Source organism: Carnobacterium maltaromaticum DSM 20342, from assembly GCF_000744945.1.
GTDB lineage: Bacteria > Bacillota > Bacilli > Lactobacillales > Carnobacteriaceae > Carnobacterium > Carnobacterium maltaromaticum.
Genome location: NZ_JQMX01000001.1, coordinates 1,437,455 through 1,462,639 on the forward strand (window position 1 = coordinate 1,437,455; position 25,185 = coordinate 1,462,639).

Annotated in this window: 24 protein-coding genes; 2 read left to right on the forward strand and 22 right to left on the reverse strand. The window is 35.0% G+C overall.

All coding sequences use genetic code 11. The annotated features are described in order from the left end of the window. Positions 1-184: 184 nt before the first annotated feature. From secG to BR77_RS06995, 8 genes are all read right to left on the reverse strand, one after another. Positions 185-424, reverse strand: coding sequence for a preprotein translocase subunit SecG (gene secG / locus BR77_RS06960; protein ID WP_010050897.1), 240 nt, complete (start codon positions 422-424; stop codon positions 185-187). Positions 425-582: 158 nt separating this feature from the next. Next, positions 583-1,185, reverse strand: coding sequence for a short chain dehydrogenase (locus BR77_RS06965; RefSeq protein WP_015075751.1), 603 nt, complete (start codon positions 1,183-1,185; stop codon positions 583-585). A gap of 159 nt (positions 1,186-1,344) precedes the next feature. Then, a complete protein-coding gene (locus BR77_RS06970) occupies positions 1,345-2,592 on the reverse strand; it encodes a DUF1015 domain-containing protein (RefSeq protein ID WP_016356348.1) in 1,248 nt (415 codons plus the stop codon). A gap of 63 nt (positions 2,593-2,655) precedes the next feature. Beyond that, entirely contained in the window at positions 2,656-3,849 is a 1,194-nt protein-coding gene (locus BR77_RS06975) for a 3-phosphoglycerate dehydrogenase family protein (protein WP_015075748.1), read from the reverse strand. A 1-nt stretch (position 3,850) separates the two neighbouring features. Then, positions 3,851-4,936, reverse strand: coding sequence for a 3-phosphoserine/phosphohydroxythreonine transaminase (gene serC / locus BR77_RS06980; RefSeq protein ID WP_010050888.1), 1,086 nt, complete (start codon positions 4,934-4,936; stop codon positions 3,851-3,853). A gap of 312 nt (positions 4,937-5,248) precedes the next feature. Next, positions 5,249-5,923: a TIGR00266 family protein gene (locus BR77_RS06985; RefSeq protein ID WP_010050887.1), complete on the reverse strand. Its 675-nt coding sequence runs from the start codon at positions 5,921-5,923 to the stop codon at positions 5,249-5,251. Between the two features lie 171 nt (positions 5,924-6,094). Continuing rightward, complete coding sequence (locus tag BR77_RS06990) at positions 6,095-6,892, reverse strand: DUF817 domain-containing protein (protein ID WP_015075745.1); 798 nt, start codon at positions 6,890-6,892, stop codon at positions 6,095-6,097. Positions 6,893-7,229: 337 nt separating this feature from the next. Next, positions 7,230-8,060, reverse strand: coding sequence for a DUF4003 family protein (locus tag BR77_RS06995; protein WP_080639133.1), 831 nt, complete (start codon positions 8,058-8,060; stop codon positions 7,230-7,232). A 258-nt stretch (positions 8,061-8,318) separates the two neighbouring features. Here BR77_RS06995 and BR77_RS07000 point away from each other — a divergent pair, with 258 nt between their 5' ends. Then, complete coding sequence (locus tag BR77_RS07000; RefSeq protein ID WP_015075741.1) at positions 8,319-8,609, forward strand: putative quinol monooxygenase; 291 nt, start codon at positions 8,319-8,321, stop codon at positions 8,607-8,609. 70 nt (positions 8,610-8,679) lie between these two features. On the opposite strand, the gene hutH is transcribed toward BR77_RS07000, so the two are convergent. The 11 genes from hutH to BR77_RS07055 all read right to left on the reverse strand — a co-directional run bounded on the left by hutH (position 8,680) and on the right by BR77_RS07055 (position 21,207). Beyond that, a complete protein-coding gene (gene hutH / locus BR77_RS07005) occupies positions 8,680-10,239 on the reverse strand; it encodes a histidine ammonia-lyase (RefSeq protein ID WP_035064405.1) in 1,560 nt (519 codons plus the stop codon). Positions 10,240-10,251: 12 nt separating this feature from the next. Beyond that, positions 10,252-11,184 (reverse strand): nitronate monooxygenase, encoded by a 933-nt coding sequence (locus BR77_RS07010; RefSeq protein ID WP_015075738.1) that lies wholly within the window; start codon positions 11,182-11,184, stop codon positions 10,252-10,254. A 20-nt stretch (positions 11,185-11,204) separates the two neighbouring features. Beyond that, positions 11,205-12,410, reverse strand: a complete 1,206-nt coding sequence (locus BR77_RS07015) for an L-lactate MFS transporter (protein WP_015075737.1) — start codon at positions 12,408-12,410, stop codon at positions 11,205-11,207. Continuing rightward, positions 12,407-13,972, reverse strand: a complete 1,566-nt coding sequence (locus BR77_RS07020; protein ID WP_015075736.1) for an acyl CoA:acetate/3-ketoacid CoA transferase — start codon at positions 13,970-13,972, stop codon at positions 12,407-12,409. The genes BR77_RS07015 and BR77_RS07020 overlap by 4 nt, the downstream gene beginning before the upstream one ends. Positions 13,973-14,373: 401 nt before the next feature. Next, entirely contained in the window at positions 14,374-15,735 is a 1,362-nt protein-coding gene (locus BR77_RS07025; RefSeq protein ID WP_015075735.1) for a sigma-54 interaction domain-containing protein, read from the reverse strand. 57 nt (positions 15,736-15,792) lie between these two features. Next, entirely contained in the window at positions 15,793-17,094 is a 1,302-nt protein-coding gene (locus BR77_RS07030; RefSeq protein ID WP_015075734.1) for a dicarboxylate/amino acid:cation symporter, read from the reverse strand. Between the two features lie 372 nt (positions 17,095-17,466). After that, entirely contained in the window at positions 17,467-18,765 is a 1,299-nt protein-coding gene (gene purB, locus BR77_RS07035) for an adenylosuccinate lyase (RefSeq protein ID WP_015075733.1), read from the reverse strand. Positions 18,766-18,778: 13 nt separating this feature from the next. Beyond that, positions 18,779-19,906, reverse strand: coding sequence for a 5-(carboxyamino)imidazole ribonucleotide synthase (gene purK, locus BR77_RS07040; protein ID WP_035064409.1), 1,128 nt, complete (start codon positions 19,904-19,906; stop codon positions 18,779-18,781). Continuing rightward, positions 19,893-20,381, reverse strand: a complete 489-nt coding sequence (gene purE, locus BR77_RS07045) for a 5-(carboxyamino)imidazole ribonucleotide mutase (RefSeq protein ID WP_010050865.1) — start codon at positions 20,379-20,381, stop codon at positions 19,893-19,895. The genes purK and purE overlap by 14 nt, the downstream gene beginning before the upstream one ends. Positions 20,382-20,504: 123 nt before the next feature. Next, positions 20,505-21,050: a DUF2179 domain-containing protein gene (locus tag BR77_RS07050; protein WP_010050863.1), complete on the reverse strand. Its 546-nt coding sequence runs from the start codon at positions 21,048-21,050 to the stop codon at positions 20,505-20,507. 16 nt (positions 21,051-21,066) lie between these two features. Continuing rightward, entirely contained in the window at positions 21,067-21,207 is a 141-nt protein-coding gene (locus tag BR77_RS07055) for a hypothetical protein (protein ID WP_236700864.1), read from the reverse strand. 196 nt (positions 21,208-21,403) lie between these two features. Between BR77_RS07055 and BR77_RS07060 the strand changes: the two genes are divergently transcribed. Then, positions 21,404-22,723 carry an IS1380-like element IS1678 family transposase gene (locus BR77_RS07060; RefSeq protein WP_015075518.1) on the forward strand — a complete coding sequence of 440 codons (1,320 nt, stop codon included), beginning with the start codon at positions 21,404-21,406 and terminating at the stop codon, positions 22,721-22,723. 198 nt (positions 22,724-22,921) lie between these two features. Here BR77_RS07060 and BR77_RS07065 read toward each other — a convergent pair whose 3' ends face one another. The 3 genes from BR77_RS07065 to BR77_RS07075 form a co-directional block, all read right to left on the reverse strand. Beyond that, on the reverse strand, positions 22,922-23,116 hold the full coding sequence (locus BR77_RS07065) for a hypothetical protein (protein ID WP_035066052.1): 195 nt from the start codon (positions 23,114-23,116) through the stop codon (positions 22,922-22,924). Between the two features lie 118 nt (positions 23,117-23,234). Then, the gene (locus tag BR77_RS07070; RefSeq protein WP_035064414.1) at positions 23,235-23,744 is read right to left on the reverse strand and encodes a restriction endonuclease; all 510 of its coding nucleotides are present in this window, start codon (positions 23,742-23,744) and stop codon (positions 23,235-23,237) included. A gap of 112 nt (positions 23,745-23,856) precedes the next feature. Then, positions 23,857-25,185 carry a nucleobase:cation symporter-2 family protein gene (locus tag BR77_RS07075; protein WP_015075730.1) on the reverse strand — a complete coding sequence of 443 codons (1,329 nt, stop codon included), beginning with the start codon at positions 25,183-25,185 and terminating at the stop codon, positions 23,857-23,859.

Below are 25,185 nucleotides of genomic sequence, written 5' to 3' on the forward strand. Positions count from 1 at the left end.
TATTTTACTTAGAAAGAAAACCGAATAGAGTTAACTTTGATTAATAACTATTCGTTTGAATGAAGCAAGAAAATTTTTTTCTTAGCTATTTTTATAAAGTTTGAACAATTTCATCTCTTACATGTTCAAAAAAAGCAAAAACCACCTGTTTTACAAACAGGTGGTTCACTACTAATCAGTTTATTTAGCCTTGGGCTGTTACATAAGCAAGTACTAGTGCAATTACAAAAAATGCAATTCCTAATATAACTGTTACACGTTGCAAAACTGCTTCAAATCCGCGAGCTTTTTGTTTACCGAATAATTGCTCCGCGCCACCTGTTAAGGCACTTGAGGCACTATTTGTCTTTGTAGGTTGCATGGTGATAACAATAATTAATAAAACCGAAATTACTAACATAGCAAGTAAAAGTGCATTATACAAATTTATTGCCCTCCCGTCTTAACATTTCATATGCTATTTATTCTACCATAATTAAACTTAAAATACTAGAAAAACTTTTATCCCCTCAATCACTAAATGCCGCAATAAAAGTGAGCTAAATTCCTGTTAAATGAGCGATTTAAGAATGAAAATGTTTTTTAATAGACTTCGTAGCTTTGTCCAGTTTGTCCGCCTTTGACACTTTTAACAAAAGCATTTGCTACTTTTCTTGCTGAGACAGGATTAAAACCAATAAAGAAGTCTTTATAATTTTCCCACGATTCTTCTAACACATTAGGACTAACTGTATTTATCCGAATTCCACGTGGCAGTTCCAAAGCAGCGGATTTAGCGAAAGCTTTTACCCCACCATTGGCTAAGGCAGCGGAAGCGCCCGCTAAAATAGGATCATCCATCATGATTCCAGTTACTAATGTAAAACTGCCATGATCTTTCACATAGTTTGTTCCAATTAAAACAGTATTCACTTGACCTAAAAGCTTACTGTTAACACTGATTAAATTATCTTGCGGTGTCATGTCTTTTAATGCTCCGAAATGAGCTTGGCCAGCTGTAATAATGACTGCGTCAACTTCTCCAACTATTTCAAATAATCGCGTAATACTCTCGACTGAGGTGATATCGACTTTAACATCTCCGTGGGTACGTCCTGCAGTAATTATTTCATAGGAATCATTCAACGCATTTGAAACAGCAGAGCCAATAGTTCCGTTTCCTCCGATTATCAATGCTTTTTTCATTTATTCTTCCCTCTTTCTTTTTGGCTGATTGTTTTTTATCAGCATACGCTTTTTTTTAAACTGGTGCAACTTTTACCTATGTTTTTCTCACTTCTACTTGTTTGCAAAAAAATAGGGTAAGACAGCTGTCATACCCTATTTTCAACTTCTATTTAATTATTAATCAGAACTTTCTAAATCATGAACAAACAAACCACTTAATAGCTTAGGTTCAAACCAAGTTGATTTTGGCGGCATAATTTGCCCACTATCAGCAACCGTTAATAAATCTTCCATCGTTGTTGGATACATAGAAAAAGCCACTGTAAAAGCTCCACTATCAACTAGTTCTGCCAATTCTTTCAGACCACGAATTCCACCTACAAAGTCAATTCGTTTATCTGTTCGAATGTCTTCAATACCAAAAATTGGTGTTAAGACTTGATCTTGTAAAATTGAAACATCTAGTCCAGCAACGGGGTCTGTAACGATTACTTCAGGCTTAGCTATTAACTGATACCATTCACCAGAGAAATACATGCCGATTGTTTTAGGCTCTTTTGGCTTATACGGCTCTAAACCTGCTTTTTCGAGTGTAAAACTCTTTTCTAACTGTGTGATAAAATCAGCTGAAAGAGGAACATTCACAACACGATTGTAATCTAAAATTTCCAATTGTTCTTTAGGAAATAAAACAGAAAGAAAGTAATTAAATTCAGCTGTTTCTGGTGCTTTAGGGAACTCAATTCGGCGTTTCAAACCAACTTTAACAGCTGATTCTGTGCGATGATGACCATCGGCAATATACAATGCTGCAACTTCTTGGTCAAATAGATTTTCTAAATGAGCCGTTACTTGACTGTCATCTATCATCCAAACTTTATGTTCAACATCATAAAAACTAGTAAAATCATAAATTGGGGCGTTGTTTTTTGTCCAATCTGCAATCACTTGATTGACGGATTGATTTTCACGATAAGTTAAAAAGATTGGACTTGTATTCGCGTCACAAGCATCCACATGACGAATACGGTCTAACTCTTTTTCTTCACGTGTAAATTCATGTTTTTTTATTTTTTCATCTAAATAATCATCAATTGCTGTACAAACAACTAAACCTGTTTGGCTTCTACCGTTCATGGTTAATTGATAAATATAAAATTTTTCTGTTGCATCTTTTAATAACCACTGACGTTCCAGAAAGGCTTTAAGATTTTCAGCAGCTTTTTGATAAACAACATCCGCATAAGGAGATATATCTTTTGCCAAATCAATTTCAGCTTTATCAATGTGTAAAAAAGATTCTGGATTTTCATCTCCAATCACACGAGCTTCTGCAGAATTCATGACATCATAAGGTAATGAAGCTACTTTTTGTGCATGTTCTGGTTGAGGACGAATCCCTTTAAATGCTTTAATTTTAACCATGTACTATTAACTCCTTTGATCTATCTTAGTCTTAACTCATTATCTAGTATAACTTTTATTCCTTTAAAAGTGGACTGCTTGATTTTCAATAGTACGTACATGAATAATATCTTCAACACTGGTCAATTTAGCAACAATTTTTTCTAACTGCTCCTTAGAAGTATCTTCAATATCAATCAAGGTATAGGCATGGTTGCCTTTACTACGATTAATCATATCAACAATATTTATATTATGATTTGCTAGCTCGATTGTCATCGTACCTACCATACTTGGCACATTTCGATGAATCAATGCTAATCTGATTGGCGCTTGAAATTTCATATCCACAGTTGGGAAATTAACAGAACGTTTAATATTACCTGTTTCTAGATAATATTTTAATGTTCGGGCGGCCATTTTAGCACAATTAACTTCAGCTTCTTCAGTTGAAGCACCTAAATGTGGTAAAACAAGAACTTTTTCTTCCGCCAATAATTCCGGAGCTGCAAAATCAACAATATATTGCTTTAACCCACCTGCATTTAAAGACTTAAGAACAGCTTCGTTATCAACCAAGCCACCACGCGCAAAGTTTAATAATACTGTTCCTTCTTTAACTAAAGCTAATTTTTCACTATTAATTAAATGCTTAGTTTGTGGCATTAAAGGAATATGAATCGTTAAATAATCACAAGTTGCTAAGACTTCTTCTAAAGTCAAGGCTCTTTTTACCCGACTAGAAATTGTCCAAGCTGTATCGACAGACACATATGGATCGTATCCGACAACATCCATACCTAAGCGATAGGCATCATTAGCGACCATTGCACCAATCGCACCTAGTCCAATGACACCTAATTTTTTATCTTGCAGTTCAGTTCCAGCAAAGCGTTTTTTTTCAGCTTCTACTGTCTTTTCAACTGCAGGATCATTAGTTGGCAATGTTTTTGTCCAAGCTGCACCTTGTAAAATAGGACGTGCTGCCATAAATAAACTAGCTAATACCAATTCTTTAACTGCATTCGCATTTGCTCCCGGTGTATTAAATACAACAACACCATTTTCGGTGCACTCTTCTACAGGAATATTATTAACTCCTGCTCCAGCACGACCAATAGCTAGAACACTGTTTGGAATAAATGTTTCATGGAGATTTTGACTCCGGATTAAAAGGGCATCTGGCTCTTCAGTTTGATCGATTTGATAATCTGGACCATCAAATTTTTGTAGTCCTTCTTTAGCAATTGCGTTATATGTTTTTATTTGAAAAACCATTTTATTTTTCCCCCTCATTTTCAGCAAATTTCTGCATAAATGCAACTAAGGCTGTTACGCCTTCAATTGGAAATGCGTTATAAAGACTAGCACGCATACCGCCCACAGAACGATGTCCTTTTAAATTGACAAAACCAGCTGCAGTCGCCTCTGATACAAACTTTTTATCCAACTCTGGATTTCCTGTTACAAAAGGAATATTGGTTAAAGAGCGAGCTGCCTTTTCAACTGGTGAAGAGAATAAAGTTGATTCTTCCAAATAATCATATAATAATGCCGCTTTTTCACGATTAATCGCTTCAATGGCTGAAACGCCACCTAATTCTTTAATCCATTCAAAAACTAATTTAGCCACATAAATAGCAAATGTTGGTGGCGTGTTATACATAGAACCGTTTTTAGCTTGCAACTTATAATCTAGCATTGAAGGCAAGCCAGGGAGACTTTCAGCAATTAGATCTTCTCGAACAATCACAACTGTTAAGCCTGCTGGCCCAATATTTTTTTGTGCACCTGCATAGATTAAACCAAAGTCTGCTACATTGTACTCGCTTGATAAAATATTTGAAGACATATCAGCTACAACCGGTACGCCATTTGTAGTAGGTGCCGTAAAGTAACAAGTTCCTTCAATCGTATTGTTGGTTGTAATGTGTAAATAATCAATATCTGTTTCCACAGCAGGAATTTCTGGAACGCTAGCATAATTTTTTTCTTTTGAACTAGCGATCACTTCCACTTGCATATCTTTCATTTTTTCGGCTTCTTCAATGGCTTTTTTTGACCATGAGCCAGTATCAACAAAGGCAATTTTTTTATTTTTAGCTAAATTCATTGGAACCATACTAAATTGGAGGCTTGCGCCACCTTGTAAGAAGAGAACTTGATAGTTGGATGGAATGTTCATTAATTCTCTTAATAATGCCTCAGCATCATCCATGATCTGTTGAAACCACGAAGAGCGATGACTCAATTCCATTACTGACATTCCACTTCCATTATATGAAAGTAATTCAGCTTGTACTTGTTCTAGGACAGGCACCGGTAATACGGCAGGACCTGCTGAAAAATTATACACTCGTTCCACACTATCTTCCCCTTTTAGTTCAATTTCTACATTCTCACCATTTTATAAGAAAGAATGTAGTTTTCATTATAACAGAAAAAACGAATAAAAAAACTAAAAAAATAATATCTATTCGCTTTTTTTGCATTTATTCTTAAAAAAATTTAACAAACAACAACAACGTTCTCTTTTTACAAATTCCATTTTTTTCTAAAAGAACTATTTACAACTTTATAAGCAAAGTGAAACGCTTTTTTTAATCAAATTCTAATCTCATTGAGTTTTGAAAAAAAACCTAGCTATAAGACTAGGTTTTTTTCCTTCACAATTTTATTATTTAGAAGACATGAAAGGTAAAATACTTTGTGCAAATCCACCTAATGTCATCGTTTGGACAGTTACTTTTCCAGGACCAGTTACCACAGTATCAAAGAAACCTTCTCCACCTAATAACTTATTTTTTAACCCTTTAACAGCTACAATTTCTAACTTACAAGTTTCATCCATTAAAGCAACTAAACCTGTATCACAAACTAGACGTTCGCCTGCAGCTAAGTCATACGTTTTTGTACTGCCATCAATTTCAAAAAAGACAGTTCCTGGACCTTGTAATTTCTGCATAATAAAGCCTTCTCCACCAAAGAAACCTGCTGTTCCCTTTTTTTGGAAAAATGTGCTTAGTTCTACACCTTCTGTTGCAGCTAAGAAAGCTGTTTTTTGCGCAATAACACTTTCACCGGCTTGAAGTTCTTTAGCTATGATACAGCCTGGAAAGGAAGAAGCAAAAGCAATTGTTGCATTACTTTGAGCTTCATAACGACTTAGAAATAAACTTTCGCCTGAAAAAGCTCTGCCTAACATTTTTTTCATCCCGCCACCAGAGGTTGTTTCAGTAGTAATTTCACCTAATGCCCAACTACGTCCACCATTTTCACTCACCATCGCTTCACCTTTTTCCAACTCACAAATAACTACTGGCAATGTATCGCCTTCAATTGAATACTTCACTTTTACTCCCCCTATTTATAAACATATGTAACGTTGTTTAATTATACTCTAATTTCATCAGCTTTTAAAGCTTTTTTGCATAAAACTTAATTTTTTGGCCCTCTAATGTGAATTAAAACACAATAGGACCTCCTCCCCATTTATTTTAACTTCGTCATATTTTTATAAACCTTAGTTATTGCTTTTTATTTCAGTACTTTCATTGAACAAATGACTTGTTTTTTTCAATTTTAGTTCAGCGACAATCATAATACTAATGATAATTAAAAGGTACCAACTAGTTATTTTGCCAATATGAACAAGTTGCCAACGTGCTAATTGATCTGGATATGCCCATGCTCCAAAGAAACTAGCTATATTTTCAGCTACCCAGATAAAAAAAGCGATACAAAAAAATGAAAAACTCATTGGCATTTTCAACACTTTTCCACCAACTGTAAAATAAACCCATGTTCGATAGAATAAAATAAAAACAAGTAAAATCAAAATCCAACGGAAATCCCAAATAAAATGATGCGTAAAAAAATTAGCATATATAGCTAAACTTAAAGTAATCACTAATTTTTGATTTGGCCAATTACTCAATTGTAAATCAAAAACTTTCCAAGCTTTGCAAATATAACTTCCAATACTAGAATACATAAACCCACTATATAAAGGCACGCCACCTAATTTCCAAAAACCTGCGCCTGGATAACTCCATGATCCGATATTGACTTTATAGATTTCTAAAACAAGACCTATTACATGAAATAACATAATTACTTTCAACTCGTCAACTGTCTCTAGTTTAAAATAAAGTAACAATACTTGAATTAAAATACAAATAAATAAAAGCAAATCATATCTGGCAATTCCGGGTATAGAAAAATATTTTGTTACGATTAATGCAAAAAAAATTGCGCCTGGAAATAAACAACACAGAACTTGCTGATACGTAAATTGTAGTAACCCTCTAATAAATGACATCTTTCTCCTCCTAGTGAAACCAACGATACTTTATATTCTCCTCTTTATTCATAAAATTTCTATTAAGATAAATCAAATTATTTTATAAAAGTCACGTTTTTTTCACAAAAAAGTTACATTATCGTTATGCTTTGGTCACAAAATATTCATATTTAAGTTATATACTAGTTTCATACCAACAAACAACAAACAAACTTTTTTTATTTTTCATTTTCTTTACTCCTCCAAAGTAAAGAGAACCAACTCCTTTTAGCCACCTGCACTCCAACAGGTGGCTTTTTTATGTGCTTTTTTACATAGACTAATGATGCGAGGCAGAAATACCCTTTTTATGAACTTAGGTTGAAGCACTGTAAACTCGTTGATTTTCTTTAAAAATTTGAATTTGCAAAGCTAATAATAAGCTTTCCATCTCAAGACTACTTAAATTTGAATTTAATTTTTCAGTATATAAACTTAACCCTAAGGCAAAAGAAATCTCTTTTTGGAATCGCATCCCTGGTAGTAATCGTATTTCTTGGATGAACTCACTTAATTCCTTTTCATTCATTAATTTAGTTTGATCGCCTTGAGTAAATGCTAAAATACCAATTGTAGTATAATAAAGAGGTTTTAATGGAATTTCCATTTCATCCAACTGATTTAAGATACATTGAATTTGATTGATAAAAATAGGTTGCTGGGATTGATAAAACATAGCTCCCAAAGCAGCTAAATAATACAACTGTTCATTTTTTCTAAAACCAATTTGACTTAATTCTTGGAAGTAATAGTCTACTATTCCAGCTATTTCTGTGGCTTTTTTATCAAGATTGAATTGTGCTATCAGGATAGCCATTGAACAACTTGATCTCCCCTTTAAAAACCGATGATTATTCTGAATTGCTTCGAAAATAGCTTTCCCTTCTCTGACAATTTTCTTCCGATCTTGTACTTCTGAATGTAGCAATTGGTAGGCTGTAAAATAAGTGAATTCAGAACGCTTAAATCCTGAATCGAGCAAAAGCTGATAATTATCAGCTAGTTCATGGTAATAGCGATTTGTATTCATTTCATTGGCAATAAGCAAACTTGCAATTGATGCCCTAACTGTACTTGTTAAATTCGTAAACAAACCACTTTGTTGCTTTAATTTAAGATTCGTATGTAAAAATAATTCTGGCTGAATTCGTTGAGCACTTCCTGTAAAAAAACCGTGCTATTAAGTAACGCATTCTTTTGTCAATAAAGTGAACCCCACTACTTTTAATTACTTCATAATTTTCACGCAATAAATTTACCTGTTTACTCTGATTCATTTTTCACCCTCCAAAGTTCTTTTTAATCATTATACCATTCGTTATCTATTCTACTATACTTTTATTCATCGTATTGTGTCTAATTTTGTGCTACAGTCTATTTAGCTACAAGAGAAAGGAAGAGAGCCATGTTAAAATTAATTGCAGAAGATTATATCAAGCTAGAACATCTAGAAACAGTCAAACCACTTTATCGCGAATTGGTTGAAAAAACCCAGCTTGAACCTGATTGTCTCGCATATAATCTTTTTGTTGATCAAAAAGATCCAGGACATTTTATCTTTATTGAAGAGTGGCCTAACGAGCTAGCTTTGGAAAAGCATTGCAACTCTGAACACTTTACACGCTTAGTTCCATTAATTAATTCTTATCAAAGTAAACCAGGGACTTTTTTAAGAATGGATGCATTCCAAAAGTAGCCAATCAATACTATCATAAAAAAATCCAATCTCATTTTCATAAGATTGGATTTTTACATTTATGCTAGATCTAGTATGTCATTTCTACGACTGCTTCAACAGCATCCACAAACTCATCACTCATGATTAAGTTCGTAATGGTATCTAATTCTTTGTACATTTCAATATTTTTATCTTCTTCAAGGAAACCACAATGTTTTCGAACTACATTATAGGCTGCTTCTGTTCCTTTACCTAATTTATAATCAGGGTTAATCGCTCGGCGCATATCAATCGCTTGACAGGCAGCTAAAACTTCAGTAGCTACAACACGTGAGGTATTTTCGCCAATACTTTTAGCTTTTCTAGCTGCAATTGTACCCATACTAACCAAATCTTCTTGATTTTCACAAGATGGAATAGAATCTACTGATGCTGGATGAGCTAAAATTTTATTTTCTGATACTAAAGCTGCCGCAGCATATTGTGTAATCATAAAACCTGAATTTAAACCGCTTTTAGCTACTAAGAATGAGGTTAGGTTATTATGTTCTGCATTAACTAAACGCTCTAAGCGACGCTCAGAAACACTCGCAATTTCAGCGACGGCTATTCCTAAGAAATCAAACGGTAAAGCCATTGGTTGTCCATGGAAATTCCCACCAGAAATTGCTTCTTTATCGCGTGTAATAATTGGATTATCTGTAACAGAATTGATTTCAATTTCAACTTTATGTTGGACAAATCGAACGGCATCTTTACTTGCACCATGAATTTGTGGCATACATCTTAATGAATAAGCATCTTGCACTCTTATTTCACCTTGTTTTGTTACAAATGTACTGCCTTCTAGTAAATTACGGACATTTTTAGCCGTTAATACTTGCCCTTCATGGTTGCGAATTACATGTAACTCTTCTTTAAATGCATCAATGATACCGTTATGCGCTTCTAAAGATAAAGCACCTGCAATATCACTAACTTTTAATAGACGAATAGCATCGTATAGTGCCAAACCACCACAGGCTGTTAAAGCTTGTGTCCCATTAATTAAGGCTAATCCTTCTTTTGAAGCCAAAGCCATCGTATCAATGTTCGCTTCACTCATTGCCACTTTTCCATCAAGAACTTTTCCTTGGTACTCTGCTTCTCCCAGGCCTAAAATCGGCAAAACCATATGTGATAGTGGTGCCAAATCACCTGATGCTCCTAGTGATCCTTTTTCTGGAATAATTGGATGAACTTGTTTATTTAACATTTCAACTAATTTTTCAATGACGATTAATCGGATTCCTGAGTACCCTTTCGTTAATGAATTAGCCCGAATTGCCATAATTGCTCGTACAATGTCTGTCGAAAAAGGTGCACCAAATCCAGATGCGTGAGTTCTAATTAAATTTTCTTGCAGTTGAACGGAATCTTCTTTTGAGATTGAAACATTACATAATGAACCAAAGCCAGTTGTAATCCCATAAACAACACGTTCCTCGTTAACAATTTCATCAACGATTTTACGAGAACGATTAACTTCCTCAATCGCTTGCTCACTAATTTCAACAGGTACATTAAATCTTGAAATTGCAATTAATTCATCTAGTGTTAAATCTTCCCCGGTTAAAACTACTTTTTTTATTGATTCTGCTGCTGACATTTTATTTTCCTCCTAAAAGTTTAATTGTACATTTTTAATCGTTACTTTCGCTTCTGCTAATACATCATCGACAATTTGTTGCGCTGATTTGACTTCATTTATTAAACCTGAGACTTGCCCCGCCATTACGGAACCATTTTCAATATCACCAGCTGCCGCTTTACGAGCTGATCCCATGGTTAATTCTTCCAATTGTTCTCTAGGCATATTTTCCTTTTCCCATTGAATATACTGCTCAATCATTTTGTTTTTCAAACTCCGAACTGGAGCACCACCGTTACGCCCTGTAACTGCCGTATCCATTTCTTTGGCATTTGCAATAAATTCTTTAACATTCTCAGGAATGGGACATTCATTAGCCAACATGAAAGCAGTTCCCATTTGAACTCCTTGGGCACCTAAGGTATAGGCAGCAGCCATCCCTTTGCCACAGCCAATCCCACCTGCAGCAATAACTGGAATTTTGACAGCTGCAACCACTTGTGGAAGTAACACCATGGTTGATAATTCACCTATATGTCCACCTGCTTCTGAGCCTTCTGCGACAACTGCAGTAGCACCGATTGCTTCCATTTTTTTCGCTAAAATAGCACTTGGTACAACTGGAATGACCTTAATATTTGCTTCTTTAAACGTTTCCATATAGTTTTTAGGCGTTCCTGCTCCTGTTGTGACAATTTTAACGCCTTCTTCAACAACGACTTTAACCATATCAGGCACATTTGGGGCCATTAGCATAATATTGACAGCAAAAGGTTTATCCGTTAACTTTTTGCACTGAATCACCTCTTCCCTTAACTGTTCTTCAGTCATACCACCGGAAGCAATAATCCCTAATCCTCCTGCATTAGAAACTGCAGCGGCTAATTGATGCTTTGATATTTGTGCCATTGCACCTTGGAATATAGGATACTTAATGCCTAATATCTCAGTAATCTGTTTCATTCTCTTCTTCCTTTCTTTCTTTAAATTGCTTTTCGCATAGCTTTATACACAAATGTCAGAGCTACCCCAACAAGTGCTAAACCAAATCCAATCATAAAAGCTTGAGTAAAATTTCCATCATTTTTTTCACCAATCATTGCTGATAGTTTCGGCGCTACCATAGCTGCAATCGAATACCCTGCAAAAACAAAGGCATAGTTTACACCTTGATTCTTATTTCCAAAGCTTTCGATTGTAATTGGTGGCATGACAGCAGCTACTCCGCCTTCACATAAACCTAAACCAATCATACCGATAGCAAAACCAGCAACGGAGTGAATAAAAATAAAGGCTAGTAATGAGATAGCAATGGATATAAAAATTAAAATCATCGTGTTTGTTCGATTTAACTTATCTGATAAACCACCCCAAAAAACACGTCCCAAACAATTACTTAACGCATAAATACTCACAAATGTTGCTGCTAAGATTGGAGTCAAATTAAACATGTTCTGACCAATATCCGCAGCATTGGATGAAATCATTAAACCTGAAAACCCACCAGCTGCATACATCAATACAATAATGTAAAAGAGTGGTTTTCTTAACATTTCATTCCACTTATGATCAATAGGAGTGTCTTCCGCTATTTCGACATCTTTAGCAACAATCGGAGCATTGCGAATAATTAGACAACAAATCAACGAAATAACTGTATAAATTGCACCTAAGACAACAAATGTCATTCTGATAGTTAAGTTTTCAATCATCCAAGCAGATAGTGGCGCGAAAATCATCGTTCCAATCCCAATTCCAGTAATCACAATTCCCGATGCTAAGCCTTTTTTATCAGGAAAAAAACGAATACAGTTATTAATACAGGCAATGTAACCTAAGTTCAAACCAAATCCACCAAAGACGCCATAAGTTAAGTACAGCATCCATTTTTCTGTTGCAAAACCTGTCAGAATAAAGGCTACTGCTAGCAGTAAAGAACTAAATAAAATTAATTCTCTCGACTTACCTTTATCTGAAATAATACCGCCAATTACCATTGGTAGCGGTGAAATGGCAATCGCAATTGTAAAAGCAAACATGACATCTGAAACATTCCAACCATTAGCTTTAGCAATCGGGGTCGCAAATACACTAAATGCATAAATACCACCTTGGCAGATAATAATTCCAACTGAGGCAAATAGTATCGCCCAGCGATTCATTCCAACCTTTTTTTTGATCTCACTCATTTTTTTTCCTCCATTATTTCAGCTAACTTTCCCCATTTTTCAGTAAAAATTTCTACTGGCATTTCTTTTAAGTCGCTAGAAACTCGGACATCAAATTCCATTTGGTCTAATACATCTCGACTCAAATCAATTCCGGGTGCTATTTCAGTCAAAATAAGTTCCCCATTTTCTAATTTAAAAACTGCTCTTTCTGTCACAAATAAAACTTCCTGCTTATTTTTAGTGGCAAATCCACCATTAAATGTAATTTGGTTAATCTTATTCACGAATTTTTTATTGCGCCCTTCTGCTAAAATTAGTAATTTCCCATCTTTTAATTCCGTTTTTAAGCCACCCGCTGTAAATGTTCCGGTAAAAATTAATTTTTTAGCTGTTTGAGAGATATTGATAAACCCACCACAGCCAATAACTTGATTGCCTAATTTGCTTACATTAACATTACCCAACTGATCAACTTCAGCTAAACCTAAAACAGATAAATCCAAACCACCACCGTCGTAAAAATCAAATTGAGCATGATGATCAATAATCATTTCACTATTATAGGCATGACCAAAATCTTTTAAACCTGCTGGAATTCCACCAATCGTTCCTGCTTCAGTTGTTAAGATAAATTGATCGCTAACTCCTTCTTCAGCAGCAACCGTTGAAACGCTGACTGGAATCCCAACACCCAGATTTAAAATCATCTTAGGCTCTAACTCCATTGCTGCTCGCCTGGCGATAACCTTTCGCTCATTAAGAGCAAGATTAGGCACATTTGCCAACGGAATTTTGACATCACCACTAAATGCTGGTTCAAATTGTGTTGTCCCCGTTTGAAAATGATTCTCTGGTTCTGAAATCACTAGATAGTCAATTAAGATACCTGGAACAACAACATCTTTAGGATGTAAAGTGGCATTTTTAACTATTTTTTCAACTTGAGCAATCACAATTCCACCACTATTATGCACTGCTTGAGCAATCGGCAAGACTTCCATATGTAAGCCTTCTTTGCCTAATGTTAAATTGCCATTTTCATCTGCATAGGTTCCGCGAATCAATCCTACATCAATTGGAAAGGCCGGATAAAACATCCACTCTTCATCTAAAAGTTCAATAATTTGAATCAATTCTTCGGTGGTGACTTCGTTCATTTTTCCTCCTTCAATCCGTGGATCAATATAGGTTTCTAAGCCTATTTTTGTAATCAATCCTGGTCGTTTAGCTGCTATTTCTCGATATAGTTGCGCCAACACGCCTTGAGGAAAATTGTAAGCTTCACATTCATTGTTTTGAATCATCTCTGAAAGTTTTGGTGATGAGGCTTTAACAATCCCTCCAATCCATCTTTTCAAAAGCTGTTTATGTGATAAGTGAGACATGCCTTTTTCTTTTCTATCACCCCAACAACTCGAATGAATCACAGTTAAAGCTTGAGGAGAATTTGTTTCTAAAAAACGCTCTTCAAGTGCAATCGCTACTTCTTCGTTAGCGCAAGCTAATTCAAATCCGCTAAAAGCCAATGTATCATTGTCTTTAATTAATGCGGCAGCAGCTTCTCTAGTGATTATTTTCACATTAAACTTCCTTTCTTTGTTTTATTTTAAAAATTAAAATAATCTCTCAACTGCTTTCTTTATTTGTTTGTAATTAAGCAACCTAACTTTATTACAATGTTGAGAAAAATCTAAACAGTAGAAAAACACACATAATAGTGAAATAAATCACATTCAATCCCTTACACCTGAATTAATAGCAAGTTGTATGCCAACTTTTGGAAAGCGGCGTTATAGTTATTCTCAACTTTCATTTTTAATGACGTTAGCTAGTAAGAAAGCTTCCTTAATACCACTTCGCAAGTAGCTAAAAAATTTAGTTCGTAGTTATCTTTTTTGATTTCTTTATCTTATGTAGTTAACTATGAGCAAGTAAAAAGCTTTAAAGTGTAACAAACAATTACACTTTAAAGCTTTTTTAGTTAAGATGTCACATTTTGTTTCAATTCTAATTCGTTAATTTTCTTATAAATAAAAGGACGGCTGACTTGGCTTTCTTCGGCTGTTTGGCTAATATTCCATTCACTAGACTCTAATTTTTTTTGAAAATAAATTTTTTCAACGTACTGGATAAATGCTTGATAATCACATTCCCCGGCAATCGCTTGTAAAGACTCTTCGATTTGATCATTTGAAGGTGTTTCGTATCCTCCTTGATGAACGGGTAAATCAAGATCTGCAGTGACTACTAAGTATTCAATATAATTTTTCAATTCTCGGACATTTCCCGACCATTCAGACAACATTAAATGCTTAATATGTTGGGTTTCTAATGAGATACTTCGCTGGTGTTGTTGGTTAAAGTAGTCTATAAAATAATTTGCCAAAGCGAGTACATCTTTTTTTCTTTCCCTCAATGGGGGAATCACAACAGGAATGGCATTAATTCGATAGTAAAGATCCCGTCTAAATTTACCTTTTTCGACTAAACTTAAAATGTCTTGGTTAGATGCTGAGATTAAACGAAAAGAGATTGGGATTTCGGCAATATCACCAACTTTACGAATCTTCATCGTTTCTAAAGCACGTAATAATTTTGTTTGCATTTCTAGTGGCATTTCTGAAATTTCATCTAAAAATAAAGTGCCACCATCCGCGGCTTCAATCAAACCAATTTTATCTTCTTTAGCCCCAGTGAAGGTCCCCTTTTTATAGCCAAAGAACTCTGACTCAAATAAATTATCTGGAATTGCAGCACAGTTGACTGTTATGAATTGACAATCAGCTAGTTGGCTATGCTGATGAATGTAATTAGCAACGACTTCTTTTCCAACACCAGATTCACCTAATAGCAGAATTCGACTATTGTATTTTGAGACTTGTTTACAGACTCGCAGAACTCGCTTCATTTCATTACTTTCGGCAATCACTTTTTCATTGACTTCTAATTCACTAAATTCCTCGGTTTCTTTTGAAGTCTCAGCAATATTTTTCGTCCAGCGCTCTAACTCTTCGATTGTCAGCGGATCAGACTTAGTTACAACTAGGTGTAGCGTTTTATCTGGATAGAAAATTGGCGTTGATTTTGATTTTATTTGATAACCAGCTTTAGTTGTTAAATTCACTTCAGACATTTTATGTGTTTTTAATGTTTCGATTGTAGCTGAAGCATTGTATATGTTACTTGCAACTAAATCATAAACATTTGAATTCAACAACGTATTCAACGGCATTCCTAATGTCATAGCCGTAAATTCATTTGCTAATAAAATATTTCCCTCACCATCCGTTACAAATAGCGTAGTGACATCGTCATTCATTAATTTCGTGACTGTTTTTGTCATTAAGTTTTCTCCCTTTCTTTCATTTTTATTGAGTTTGCCCTTATAAGCTTTTCCAGATTAACTTAATTCCTTTGGGCTGCCTTTGATGCCTTGATTTTCACTACTACATTCAGTTTCATAAAATTTATGAGTAAGTGATTCTTTTTCAATAACTTTTGTAATCATCATGGCACATGTTATATTGCTTGTTGAATTAACTAATGTCGCAGTCATATCTGTAATCGTTGTGATGACTGCAATTACTGGAATAACTTCCACAGGGAAACCAAATAAAGCAATCAATAATACTTCAGCAGTAAACCCACCACTAGGAATTGATCCCATCACAATGCCAACTAAGAATCCACCACAGATGATACTTAAACCTGCTGAAAGTGTCGTCAAATCGCGGTTAAATAAGGTAAATAGTAAGACTACTTGTAAAACACCACTCATAGCTGAACCATCTTTATGAATATTTGCACCTAAAGAAATCACCGTTTCTCGAATGTCCTCTGGCACGCCTATTTTTTTTAAAGCTGCTAAATTTGTCGGAATACAAGCAGCACTGGAACTCGTTCCTAAAGCCTGTAGGGCTGGAATGAAAATATTTTGCCAATAAAGTTTAAGCCCTCTCAAACCTCCAGCTATATAAGCATAAAAAGAAAGAATAAAGATAAAGTAAATCCCACAAATCAAAATAAAAAGCAGCAAAGCTTTCATATATCCACCTAAGATTTTTGGTCCGAGTTCACCTAGCGTATAAGCAAAGTACGATCCTAACCCAATTGGTGCAAACTTCATTACAAGTGCGATCATCTTCATTGTTACATCATTCCCCACGTTTAAAACAGCCAATATAGGTGAAGCTTTTTCTCCAATTAAAGACAGTGTTATACCAAAGAATAAAGAGAATAAAATCAACGCTAATAAATTACTTTTATCAAATAAGTCTAGAAAATTTCCAACACTAATTGTATTGACAATCATCATTCCAAAAGACTGACTTTCAGCTACAAGATTCTGGTCCATTAAAGCTGAAAATTGATTCCGATCAATACTAGCAAATGGATTGTAAACCAGCGTTGCCACATACATTAAAGTCACAGCAATTAAGGTTGTTATCGCAAAGGTTCCCAATGTTAAGCCTAGAATTTTTTTAATACGACTTACACCTTGTTTGCCAGTACCTGCTACAGCCAAACTCATGCTGCAAAAAATCAATGGAATAATCAGTACAAATACGCAATTTAAAAATAGCTTGCCAATTGGTTCTAAAAAGAGTGCTGCCTCACCAAAAAACACCCCAATAATCGCTCCAACTGCAATACCAGCTAAGAGTGTCAACGAGCTTTTATAGTTCTTTAAAAATTTCACCATTTTTTCCCCTCCGATTAGTTAGTCGATTAAACCAACTTAATTAAAGCGCTTTTATTTTTTAGCGCTTTGAGGTTTGCTTGCCTAGGTTAGGACAGACACCTCAACGTTAGGGATTCAATGTGTTTATTTTCACAAATGTATTTATTCTACTTTTTTCTTAATCTACCTAGTCAATATACCATGAAAAAGACTCGAAAGTCTATGCTTTTATCTATTTACTTTTTAATTTGTGTAATTAATCACAATTAAAAAGAAATATACACTTTAACACCTTAATTTAAGTATGTGCTGTCTTATGAACAAATAAAAATCGTATGAAATCATCATTTAAAATGGATTCCATACGATTTTTTACACTCATTTACTTTTTACCTATTCACCTAAGCCTACACGTTCAAAAATAACATCAACGTTCTTTAAATGATGATGATAATCAAAAGCGTCATCTAAATCTGCTTGGCTTAAAATAGCTGTAACTTCTGGATCAGCTTCTAATAATGGGCGGAATTGGACTTGTTCATCCCATGAAATAGCTGTTTTAGGTTGAACTAAATCATAAGCAGCTTCACGGCTCATTCCATTATCAATTAGTTTTAATAAAACACGCTGGCTATAAATCAATCCAAAAGTAGCATCCATATTACGTAACATATTTTCTGGGAAGACCGTCAGATTTTTAACAATATTTCCAAAACGATTTAACATATAATTTAATAAAATCGTTGTATCAGGTAAAATAATTCGTTCCGCTGATGAATGGGAAATATCGCGTTCATGCCATAATGTCACATTTTCATAAGCAGTTACCATGTAGCCACGAATAACACGAGCTAAACCAGACATGTTTTCAGAGCCGATTGGATTACGTTTATGCGGCATTGCAGATGAACCTTTTTGACCTTTCGCAAAAAATTCTTCTACTTCTCGTGTTTCAGACTTTTGTAAGCCACGAATCTCGGTAGCAAATTTTTCGATACTTGTCGCAATCAGTGCCATTGCTGAAACGTACTCAGCATGCAAATCTCTTGGTAAAACTTGCGTTGAAATTTCTTGCGGGCGAATTTCTAATTTTTCACAAACATATTCTTCAACAAATGGAGGAATATTCGCAAATGTTCCTACAGCTCCACTTATTTTCCCAGCTTCAACACCTTTAGCAGCATGTTCAAAGCGTTCAATATTCCGTTTCATTTCTGAATACCATAACGCTAACTTTAGGCCGAATGTTGTTGGTTCAGCATGAACTCCGTGAGTTCTTCCCATCATAACCGTCATTTTGTGTTCTTTCGCTTTAGTTCCAATGATTTCTAAAAATCTTTGTAAGTCTTGACGTAAGATATCATTGGCTTGCTTTAATTGATAGCCATAAGCTGTATCAACTACGTCCGTACTAGTTAAACCATAATGCACCCATTTACGTTCTGCACCTAAAGATTCCGAAACAGCACGTGTAAAGGCTACAACATCATGACGTGTTTCTGCCTCAATTTCTAAAATACGTGCAACATCAAAAGAAGCATTTTCTCTAATTTTTTGAGCATCTTCTTTAGGTATTTCACCAAGCTCAGCCCAAGCTTCATCGGCTAAAATCTCTACTTCCAGCCATGTATCATAGCGGTTTTCATCTGTCCAAATTGCACCCATCTCAGGTCTTGTATAACGTTCAATCATTCGTTCATCGCTCCTATTCCCATATTCCTGTATCTTCAATTGTCTCTAATGTGCGTTCAATATTTTCTGTTAAAATGGTGATATGCCCCATCTTCCGACCAAGTCTAGCAAGACTTTTTCCATAATAATGGAAATGCCACTCTGGCTTAAATAGAATTTGAAATAAAGAATCTTCAATATGTTCACCTAAAATATTAACCATTACAGCTTTAGATAACAACTTTACTTCTGGTAATGGCCAGCCGCAGATTGCACGAATATGCAAATCAAATTGAGAAAATGAACAAGCTTCAATACTATAATGTCCTGAGTTATGCGGTCTCGGAGCTAGCTCATTTACATATAGAGAACCAGAAGAGGTTAGAAACATTTCAATTCCTAGAACACCAATTAAATTTAGCTTCTTAGCGATTACGGTTGCTACTCGTTCAACTTCTTCACTAATCTCATTACTTACACGAGCTGGTGCAATGGTTTCATGTAAAATATTGTTTCGATGTAAATTTTCTACAACTGGAAATACTCTAATTTCACCAGCTTCATTACGAGCTACCATCACGGAGCATTCTCTTTCAAAAGGAATCCAAGCTTCTAAAACACAAATACCTGTTTTTAAAAGAACTTCACATTTAGGAATATCTTCTTCACTATAAAGTACAACTTGCCCTTTACCATCATAGCCTCCACGAATCGTTTTTAAGACACAAGGAAAGCCAATTCCATCTAAGGAAGCACTAATATCATTTAAGTCAATAATCGTTGCATATGGCGCTATATTGATATTATTTTCCTCTAAATAAGCTTTTTCTAACAAACGATCTTGCGTAATTGAAAGCAATTCACTTCCTTGTGGCAAGGAAACTAAATGTTCAATTTTTGAAATTGCATCAACATCCACATTTTCAAATTCGTATGTTACGACATCTGTTCGAAAAGCCAATTCTTGTAAAGCAGTGTAATCATTAAATTTGGCAACGATCTGCCAATCTGCTACTTGAGCAGCCGGACAATTTTTTTCAGGATCTAATATACCAACAAAGTAGCCCATTTCTTTAGCTGCCAGGGTTAACATACGACCTAATTGCCCACCACCAATGATGCCAATTGTTTTACCGGGTGGAATTAAATTAGACAAGTTCATCACTACTTTCCATTACTTTTTCTTTAAGCTTTATTCTTCTCTTATCTAGTTTATCAGCAATTTCCCCATCTGTCATTGATAACATTTCTAAAGCCAACAAACCTGCATTCGTTGCTCCTGCTTTTCCAATCGCAACAGTAGCTACTGGAACTCCTCCTGGCATTTGAACAATCGACAATAGAGAATCCATCCCTTTTAATGCAGCAGATTCAATTGGAACACCAATAACCGGTAATGTTGTTTGCGCAGCGACCATTCCTGGCAAGTGAGCGGCACCACCAGCTCCTGCAATAATGACTTGAAGCCCACTTGCTCTAGCACCTTTTGCAAATTCAAACATATAATCTGGTGTTCGATGAGCAGAGACAACTTTTTTTTGATAGGCGATACCAAATTCATCTAAAATGTCACACGTAAATTTCATTGTTTCCCAATCTGAAGTACTTCCCATAATCACTGCAACTTTTTCGGTCAACTTTAGTCCCCATTTCTTTTTATTTTCACTTCCTAGTTTACCAATCTATCAAATACATGTCAAAATAATTCGAACGATAAATAGATAATCGGATAAATTATTCGCCTTTTTAGAAATGAATACTTATTTTTTCAGTTGATTTCTTCTTCTTCTAACTTTTTTAGTCCAAAAACCACCACTGATATATTTAGGTTCATAAGAAATGACAAAGGCTTTTGGTTCTAATTTATGAATTTCTTTGTATAAAGTTCGTTCATTTTTACGAGGACTTAATATTTCTAAAATCATGCGCTCACCCTCGCGACCATAAGCATAATTCATCGTAACACCGTATCCTAATTCCCTTAATTCTTCTGGCATTTTACTTTCTACATCTGGAATAATAACTGTCACCATAATATAGCCTAACGCTAAAAATTCTTCAATTCGAATCCCAATACCGATTCCAACACCATAACCAATCGCATAGGCTGCTAAATTCCAAGGATTATCTAAACGATTTAAGACTAAACTTAAACCCAAAACGTAAATTGTTATTTCAAAAACACTGACAATTGGCGCAATCAAACGATAACCTTTCATCGTTAACATAAAGCGGATTGTATTTAGTGTAATGTATGACAAATTGATGATAAAAATCATCAACAACATTTTTGCATCAATAACCATTTTTTATTCCTCCAATCTAAATTCTTTTCATTGCTTGTTCTAGAATAAGTAACGCACCAAGACCAAATAAGCAATCGACTAAGTCAAAGCTTGCTCCAGCAAAATAAACATAATACAGCTCTGATAAATTCTGTAAAATAAATGTTCCTACCAACATGCATCTTACCACTTTTAAAGATAATTGTCGCTTAGTCAAAGCCTGAATAATTCATACTTTTAATTAAAACCATGTGAAACTGCCTCACGGCAGCTTACAATTACTTTTTCATCTTCACCCGTTAAGTGATGAAAAAAGAACCCCTTTCTGCTATGGTTAAAGTGACTAAACCAACCAAAAGAAAGGAGTTCTTCTAATGACTAGCTTACACAAAAACCAAGTAAAATTCAATTCAAATATCACTATTTCTCATACAGGTGGTCAATTATCGAGTGATTCGGGTCTCGTCCTAGTGAAAGAGCTGATGAACACCTTCGGTTTTTCTGAACTGGCTAAGCAACACATTCACATTGAAGACGAACGAGCATATTTTACTCATGACAACTTATCCATACTTGAGCAGTTCATTATGCAATTAATTGCTGGTTACTCAGCTGATTCTGCAGCTAATCTCCTGAGACAAGATCCTGTGTTTAAAGCTGTTTTAGATAGGAAAGAACTCGCTTCTCAATCTTCACTTTCTCGATTTTTAGATCGACTATCTGAGGAGAATATCCATGAACTTCAAGCTTTGAACCAAGAACTTATTGATAAAGCACGCCTCATCCGTAATGATACGGAATTAATCATTGATTTAGATTCGACCCATTCAGATACATTTGGTCACCAAGAACAAACGGATTATAATACCCACTACCAAACCTATGGTTATCATCCATTGGTAGCTTTTGACGGATTGACTGGTGACTTCTTAAAAGCTGAACTACGTTCAGGAAATCAATATACATCAAAAGGCGTAAAGGAGTTTCTCACACCTTTATTAGAGCACTATAATCACTCTCTACCAAACACTGACATCTTGGTTCGTGGAGACAGCGGGTTCGCTACACCTGGTGTGTATGATTCGTGTGAATCAAAAAAGAGTCATTATGTTATTCGACTGAAGAATAATCGTAGACTAGGTCAAATAGCTGAGAAATCAGTACTTTATGGCGATAATCAAAAGTGGGAAGAACGAGAAGTTCAGTACTTCTCCACCACTTATCAAGCACAATCCTGGTCACAAAGTCGTCGCGTGTGTATACGCTCAACACGTGAAGCGGGCGAACTACTCTTTCGACATGAGTTTATCGTGACGAATCTATCAGAAAATGTTTCTCCTGATACCATCTTTTCTCTCTATGCCAAACGTGGCACAATGGAGAACTTCATTAAAGAAGCGAAAGCTGGCTTTTACTTTGACAAGACAGACAGTCCTCGCTTTTTGGAGAATCATGTCCGAATGATGCTCAGCTTGATAGCTTACAACTTAGTCAACTTCTTAAGAACGATTGGCTTTGAGGAAGTCCAAAAGGGAATGACCATTCATTCTATTCGATTGAAGTTTCTGAAAGTTGCTGGGAAATTAGTCCAAACGGGTAGACGAGTCTATCTCAAATTATCTAGTTATCATGTGTATCAGAATGAATTCTACAGGGTCTTTGCTCGCCTGAGGCGAGCCAGTCAATGGATCTAATCCAACAATCTAACGATTTTTTTACTGGGAAGTTATCCAGGGAGAAGTATGCTCAAAATGCCTTACACCCAAAATTTATTCCTCAATATTTTTGAACAGTGAATGTTTGAAGTAACTTTTTAGTCAAAATCAGTTGATAGGGATATTAGTGATACATATTTCAATAAAATGTACCAAAGAATTAAAGCTATGAATTATTCAGGTCAAAGTAATATTTACTAAAATTAAAAAACTTGGTAACATCCAAGCTGTTCCAAAGTTAGGTAGGCTTCCTACTATAAAAAGTAGCATTGGATTTGTGAAGGTGATGTACGATCTCACCATCAAAGCTCCAATCCATAAACACGTTCCTGCTAACAAAAATATTGCCGCTTGTTGAGCTTGATTTTTCATAGTTACACGTCCCTCTCCTTGTTTAGTCTAGCAAGATTCATGGAAAATACAAGAAAAACAACAAAAGAAAAATTTTCTTTTGTTGTTTTTCTCTAACTTAACTCTTAATTGGTTGAATTCAAGACTTGTCCAATTTCAGCTCTTTCATCATTTTATACAAATCATCTCGGTTTAAAAGTATGACCCCAGTTTTATTAGCTAATTCTATTGCAGGTTTTGTAAAATAACTATTTGTAACAACGTATACTTCATCCAATCCATAATAGCTTTTTCCAGCATGGGCTTCCTGCACAGCTTTATTTCCAACATTTTTCTTATAACGTTTACACTGATAACCGATATTTCTGCTATCTTTACTAGCTAAAATATCTATTCCTTGATCGCCTTGGTACTGTGTAACTTTAACTTTTTTATAATCAGATTTTCTAAGTATATTTGCAAAGCAATATTCAAAGTCTTGACCACTCATTAAATCAATTTCTTTCAGCTCATAATTTTTATTTCTTTCTATAAAAAAACGAACTATTTTAAGTACATATGAAATGAGTAAAATGGCTATTAATACCCATACTAGTTTATTTTCAAGTAATGTCTCTATAAGCATTTTAAATGGTTCAATAATTTCCATACATTCCTCCATATTTTAATTATAATTTACATTTTAACATATACACTGTATTTTTATAAGCATAAAAAAATCTTCAGCCTGATTAAACTGAAGATTTGTACTTTTCAACTTGTTAATGACTATTCCCAGTTTCAGCAAACTCACTGCCAACTGTACTTGTTTCTAAATCCACCTTACCACGCTCTTTTTTATTGAATAAAACATTTAAAATGATTGAGGTCAAGCTTGCTACAACAATCCCATTACTTGTAAACAATTGAACTGTTTCTGGTAGGCCCGCAAATAGCTCTGGAACGACCGTTACACCTAATCCTAAACCAACGGACATAGCAACTACTAAAAGGTTACTTTCATTTGTAAAATCGACATGAGCCAGCATTCTTATGCCTTGTGTTGCAACCATGCCAAACATCACTAGCATAGCACCACCTAAAACAGGGTCTGGAATAATCGTTGCAACTGCACCAATTTTAGGTAGTAATCCTAAAAGAATTAAAAAACCAGCCGAAAAATAAATAGGCTTACGATTTTTAATTCCAGATAACTGGACAAGTCCTACATTTTGCGAAAATCCAGTATAGGGAAATGTATTGAAAATCCCACCAAGCAATACCGCTAAACCTTCTGCTCGATACCCACGTTTCAAATCGTCTTCTTGAATTTTTTTATCTGTAATTTCACCTAAAGCAAAGTAAACACCTGTTGATTCTACCATGCTCACTAATGAAATTAAAATCATGGTTAAAATAGATGACCATTCAAAGGTTGGTCGACCAAAGTAAAAAGGTTGAGGCATATGGAACCATGTTGCTTCTGCAACTGGAGCTAAATTTACCATGCCTAAAAATGCCGCTAAACCTGTTCCAACTAATAAACCAATCAAAACAGCAATCGAGCGCATAAATCCAATACCATAAATCTGAACGATTAGAATCGTTGCGATTGTAACGAAAGCCAACACTAAAAACTTAGTGGAGCCAAAATCTGTCATTATTTTACTGCCGCCACCCATTTTTTCTAAAGCAACTGGAATTAGCGTTAAACCGATAACGGTAATAACCGTTCCTGTCACGACTGGTGGAAAAAAACGTTTAATCTTAGAAAAGACCCCTGAAATTAAAATAATAAAAATTCCTGCAACAATAATTGAGCCATACATAGCACCAATACCTTGATTAGATCCAATCAAAATTAGAGGGGATACCGCTTGAATAGCACAACCTAGTACGACTGGTAAGCCAATTCCAAAAAATTTATTGACGGTTAATTGTAATAATGTGGCTACTCCACACATAAAAATATCAATTGATACTAAATAAGTCATTTCTTCCGGAGTGAAATTTAATGCTCCACCAATTAAAAGTGGAACAATAACGGCACCTGCATACATAGCTAAAACATGTTGCAAGCCTAAAGCAGCTGATTTTCCATTTGATAACAT

Coding starts and splice junctions, on each gene's coding strand:
- BR77_RS06965 (WP_015075751.1), bottom strand. CDS start 1,185: ATGAAAAAAGCATTGATAATCGGAGGAAACGGAACTATTGGCTCTGCT.
- BR77_RS06970 (WP_016356348.1), bottom strand. CDS start 2,592: ATGGTTAAAATTAAAGCATTTAAAGGGATTCGTCCTCAACCAGAACAT.
- BR77_RS06975 (WP_015075748.1), bottom strand. CDS start 3,849: ATGGTTTTTCAAATAAAAACATATAACGCAATTGCTAAAGAAGGACTA.
- BR77_RS06990 (WP_015075745.1), bottom strand. CDS start 6,892: ATGTCATTTATTAGAGGGTTACTACAATTTACGTATCAGCAAGTTCTG.
- BR77_RS07000 (WP_015075741.1), top strand. CDS start 8,319: ATGTTAAAATTAATTGCAGAAGATTATATCAAGCTAGAACATCTAGAA.
- hutH (WP_035064405.1), bottom strand. CDS start 10,239: ATGTCAGCAGCAGAATCAATAAAAAAAGTAGTTTTAACCGGGGAAGAT.
- BR77_RS07010 (WP_015075738.1), bottom strand. CDS start 11,184: ATGAAACAGATTACTGAGATATTAGGCATTAAGTATCCTATATTCCAA.
- BR77_RS07015 (WP_015075737.1), bottom strand. CDS start 12,410: ATGAGTGAGATCAAAAAAAAGGTTGGAATGAATCGCTGGGCGATACTA.
- BR77_RS07025 (WP_015075735.1), bottom strand. CDS start 15,735: ATGACAAAAACAGTCACGAAATTAATGAATGACGATGTCACTACGCTA.
- BR77_RS07030 (WP_015075734.1), bottom strand. CDS start 17,094: ATGGTGAAATTTTTAAAGAACTATAAAAGCTCGTTGACACTCTTAGCT.
- purB (WP_015075733.1), bottom strand. CDS start 18,765: ATGATTGAACGTTATACAAGACCTGAGATGGGTGCAATTTGGACAGAT.
- purK (WP_035064409.1), bottom strand. CDS start 19,906: ATGAACTTGTCTAATTTAATTCCACCCGGTAAAACAATTGGCATCATT.
- BR77_RS07050 (WP_010050863.1), bottom strand. CDS start 21,050: ATGGTTATTGATGCAAAAATGTTGTTGATGATTTTTATCATCAATTTG.
- BR77_RS07055 (WP_236700864.1), bottom strand. CDS start 21,207: ATGTTGGTAGGAACATTTATTTTACAGAATTTATCAGAGCTGTATTAT.
- BR77_RS07060 (WP_015075518.1), top strand. CDS start 21,404: ATGACTAGCTTACACAAAAACCAAGTAAAATTCAATTCAAATATCACT.
- BR77_RS07065 (WP_035066052.1), bottom strand. CDS start 23,116: ATGAAAAATCAAGCTCAACAAGCGGCAATATTTTTGTTAGCAGGAACG.
- BR77_RS07070 (WP_035064414.1), bottom strand. CDS start 23,744: ATGGAAATTATTGAACCATTTAAAATGCTTATAGAGACATTACTTGAA.
- BR77_RS07075 (WP_015075730.1), bottom strand. CDS start 25,185: ATGTTATCAAATGGAAAATCAGCTGCTTTAGGCTTGCAACATGTTTTA.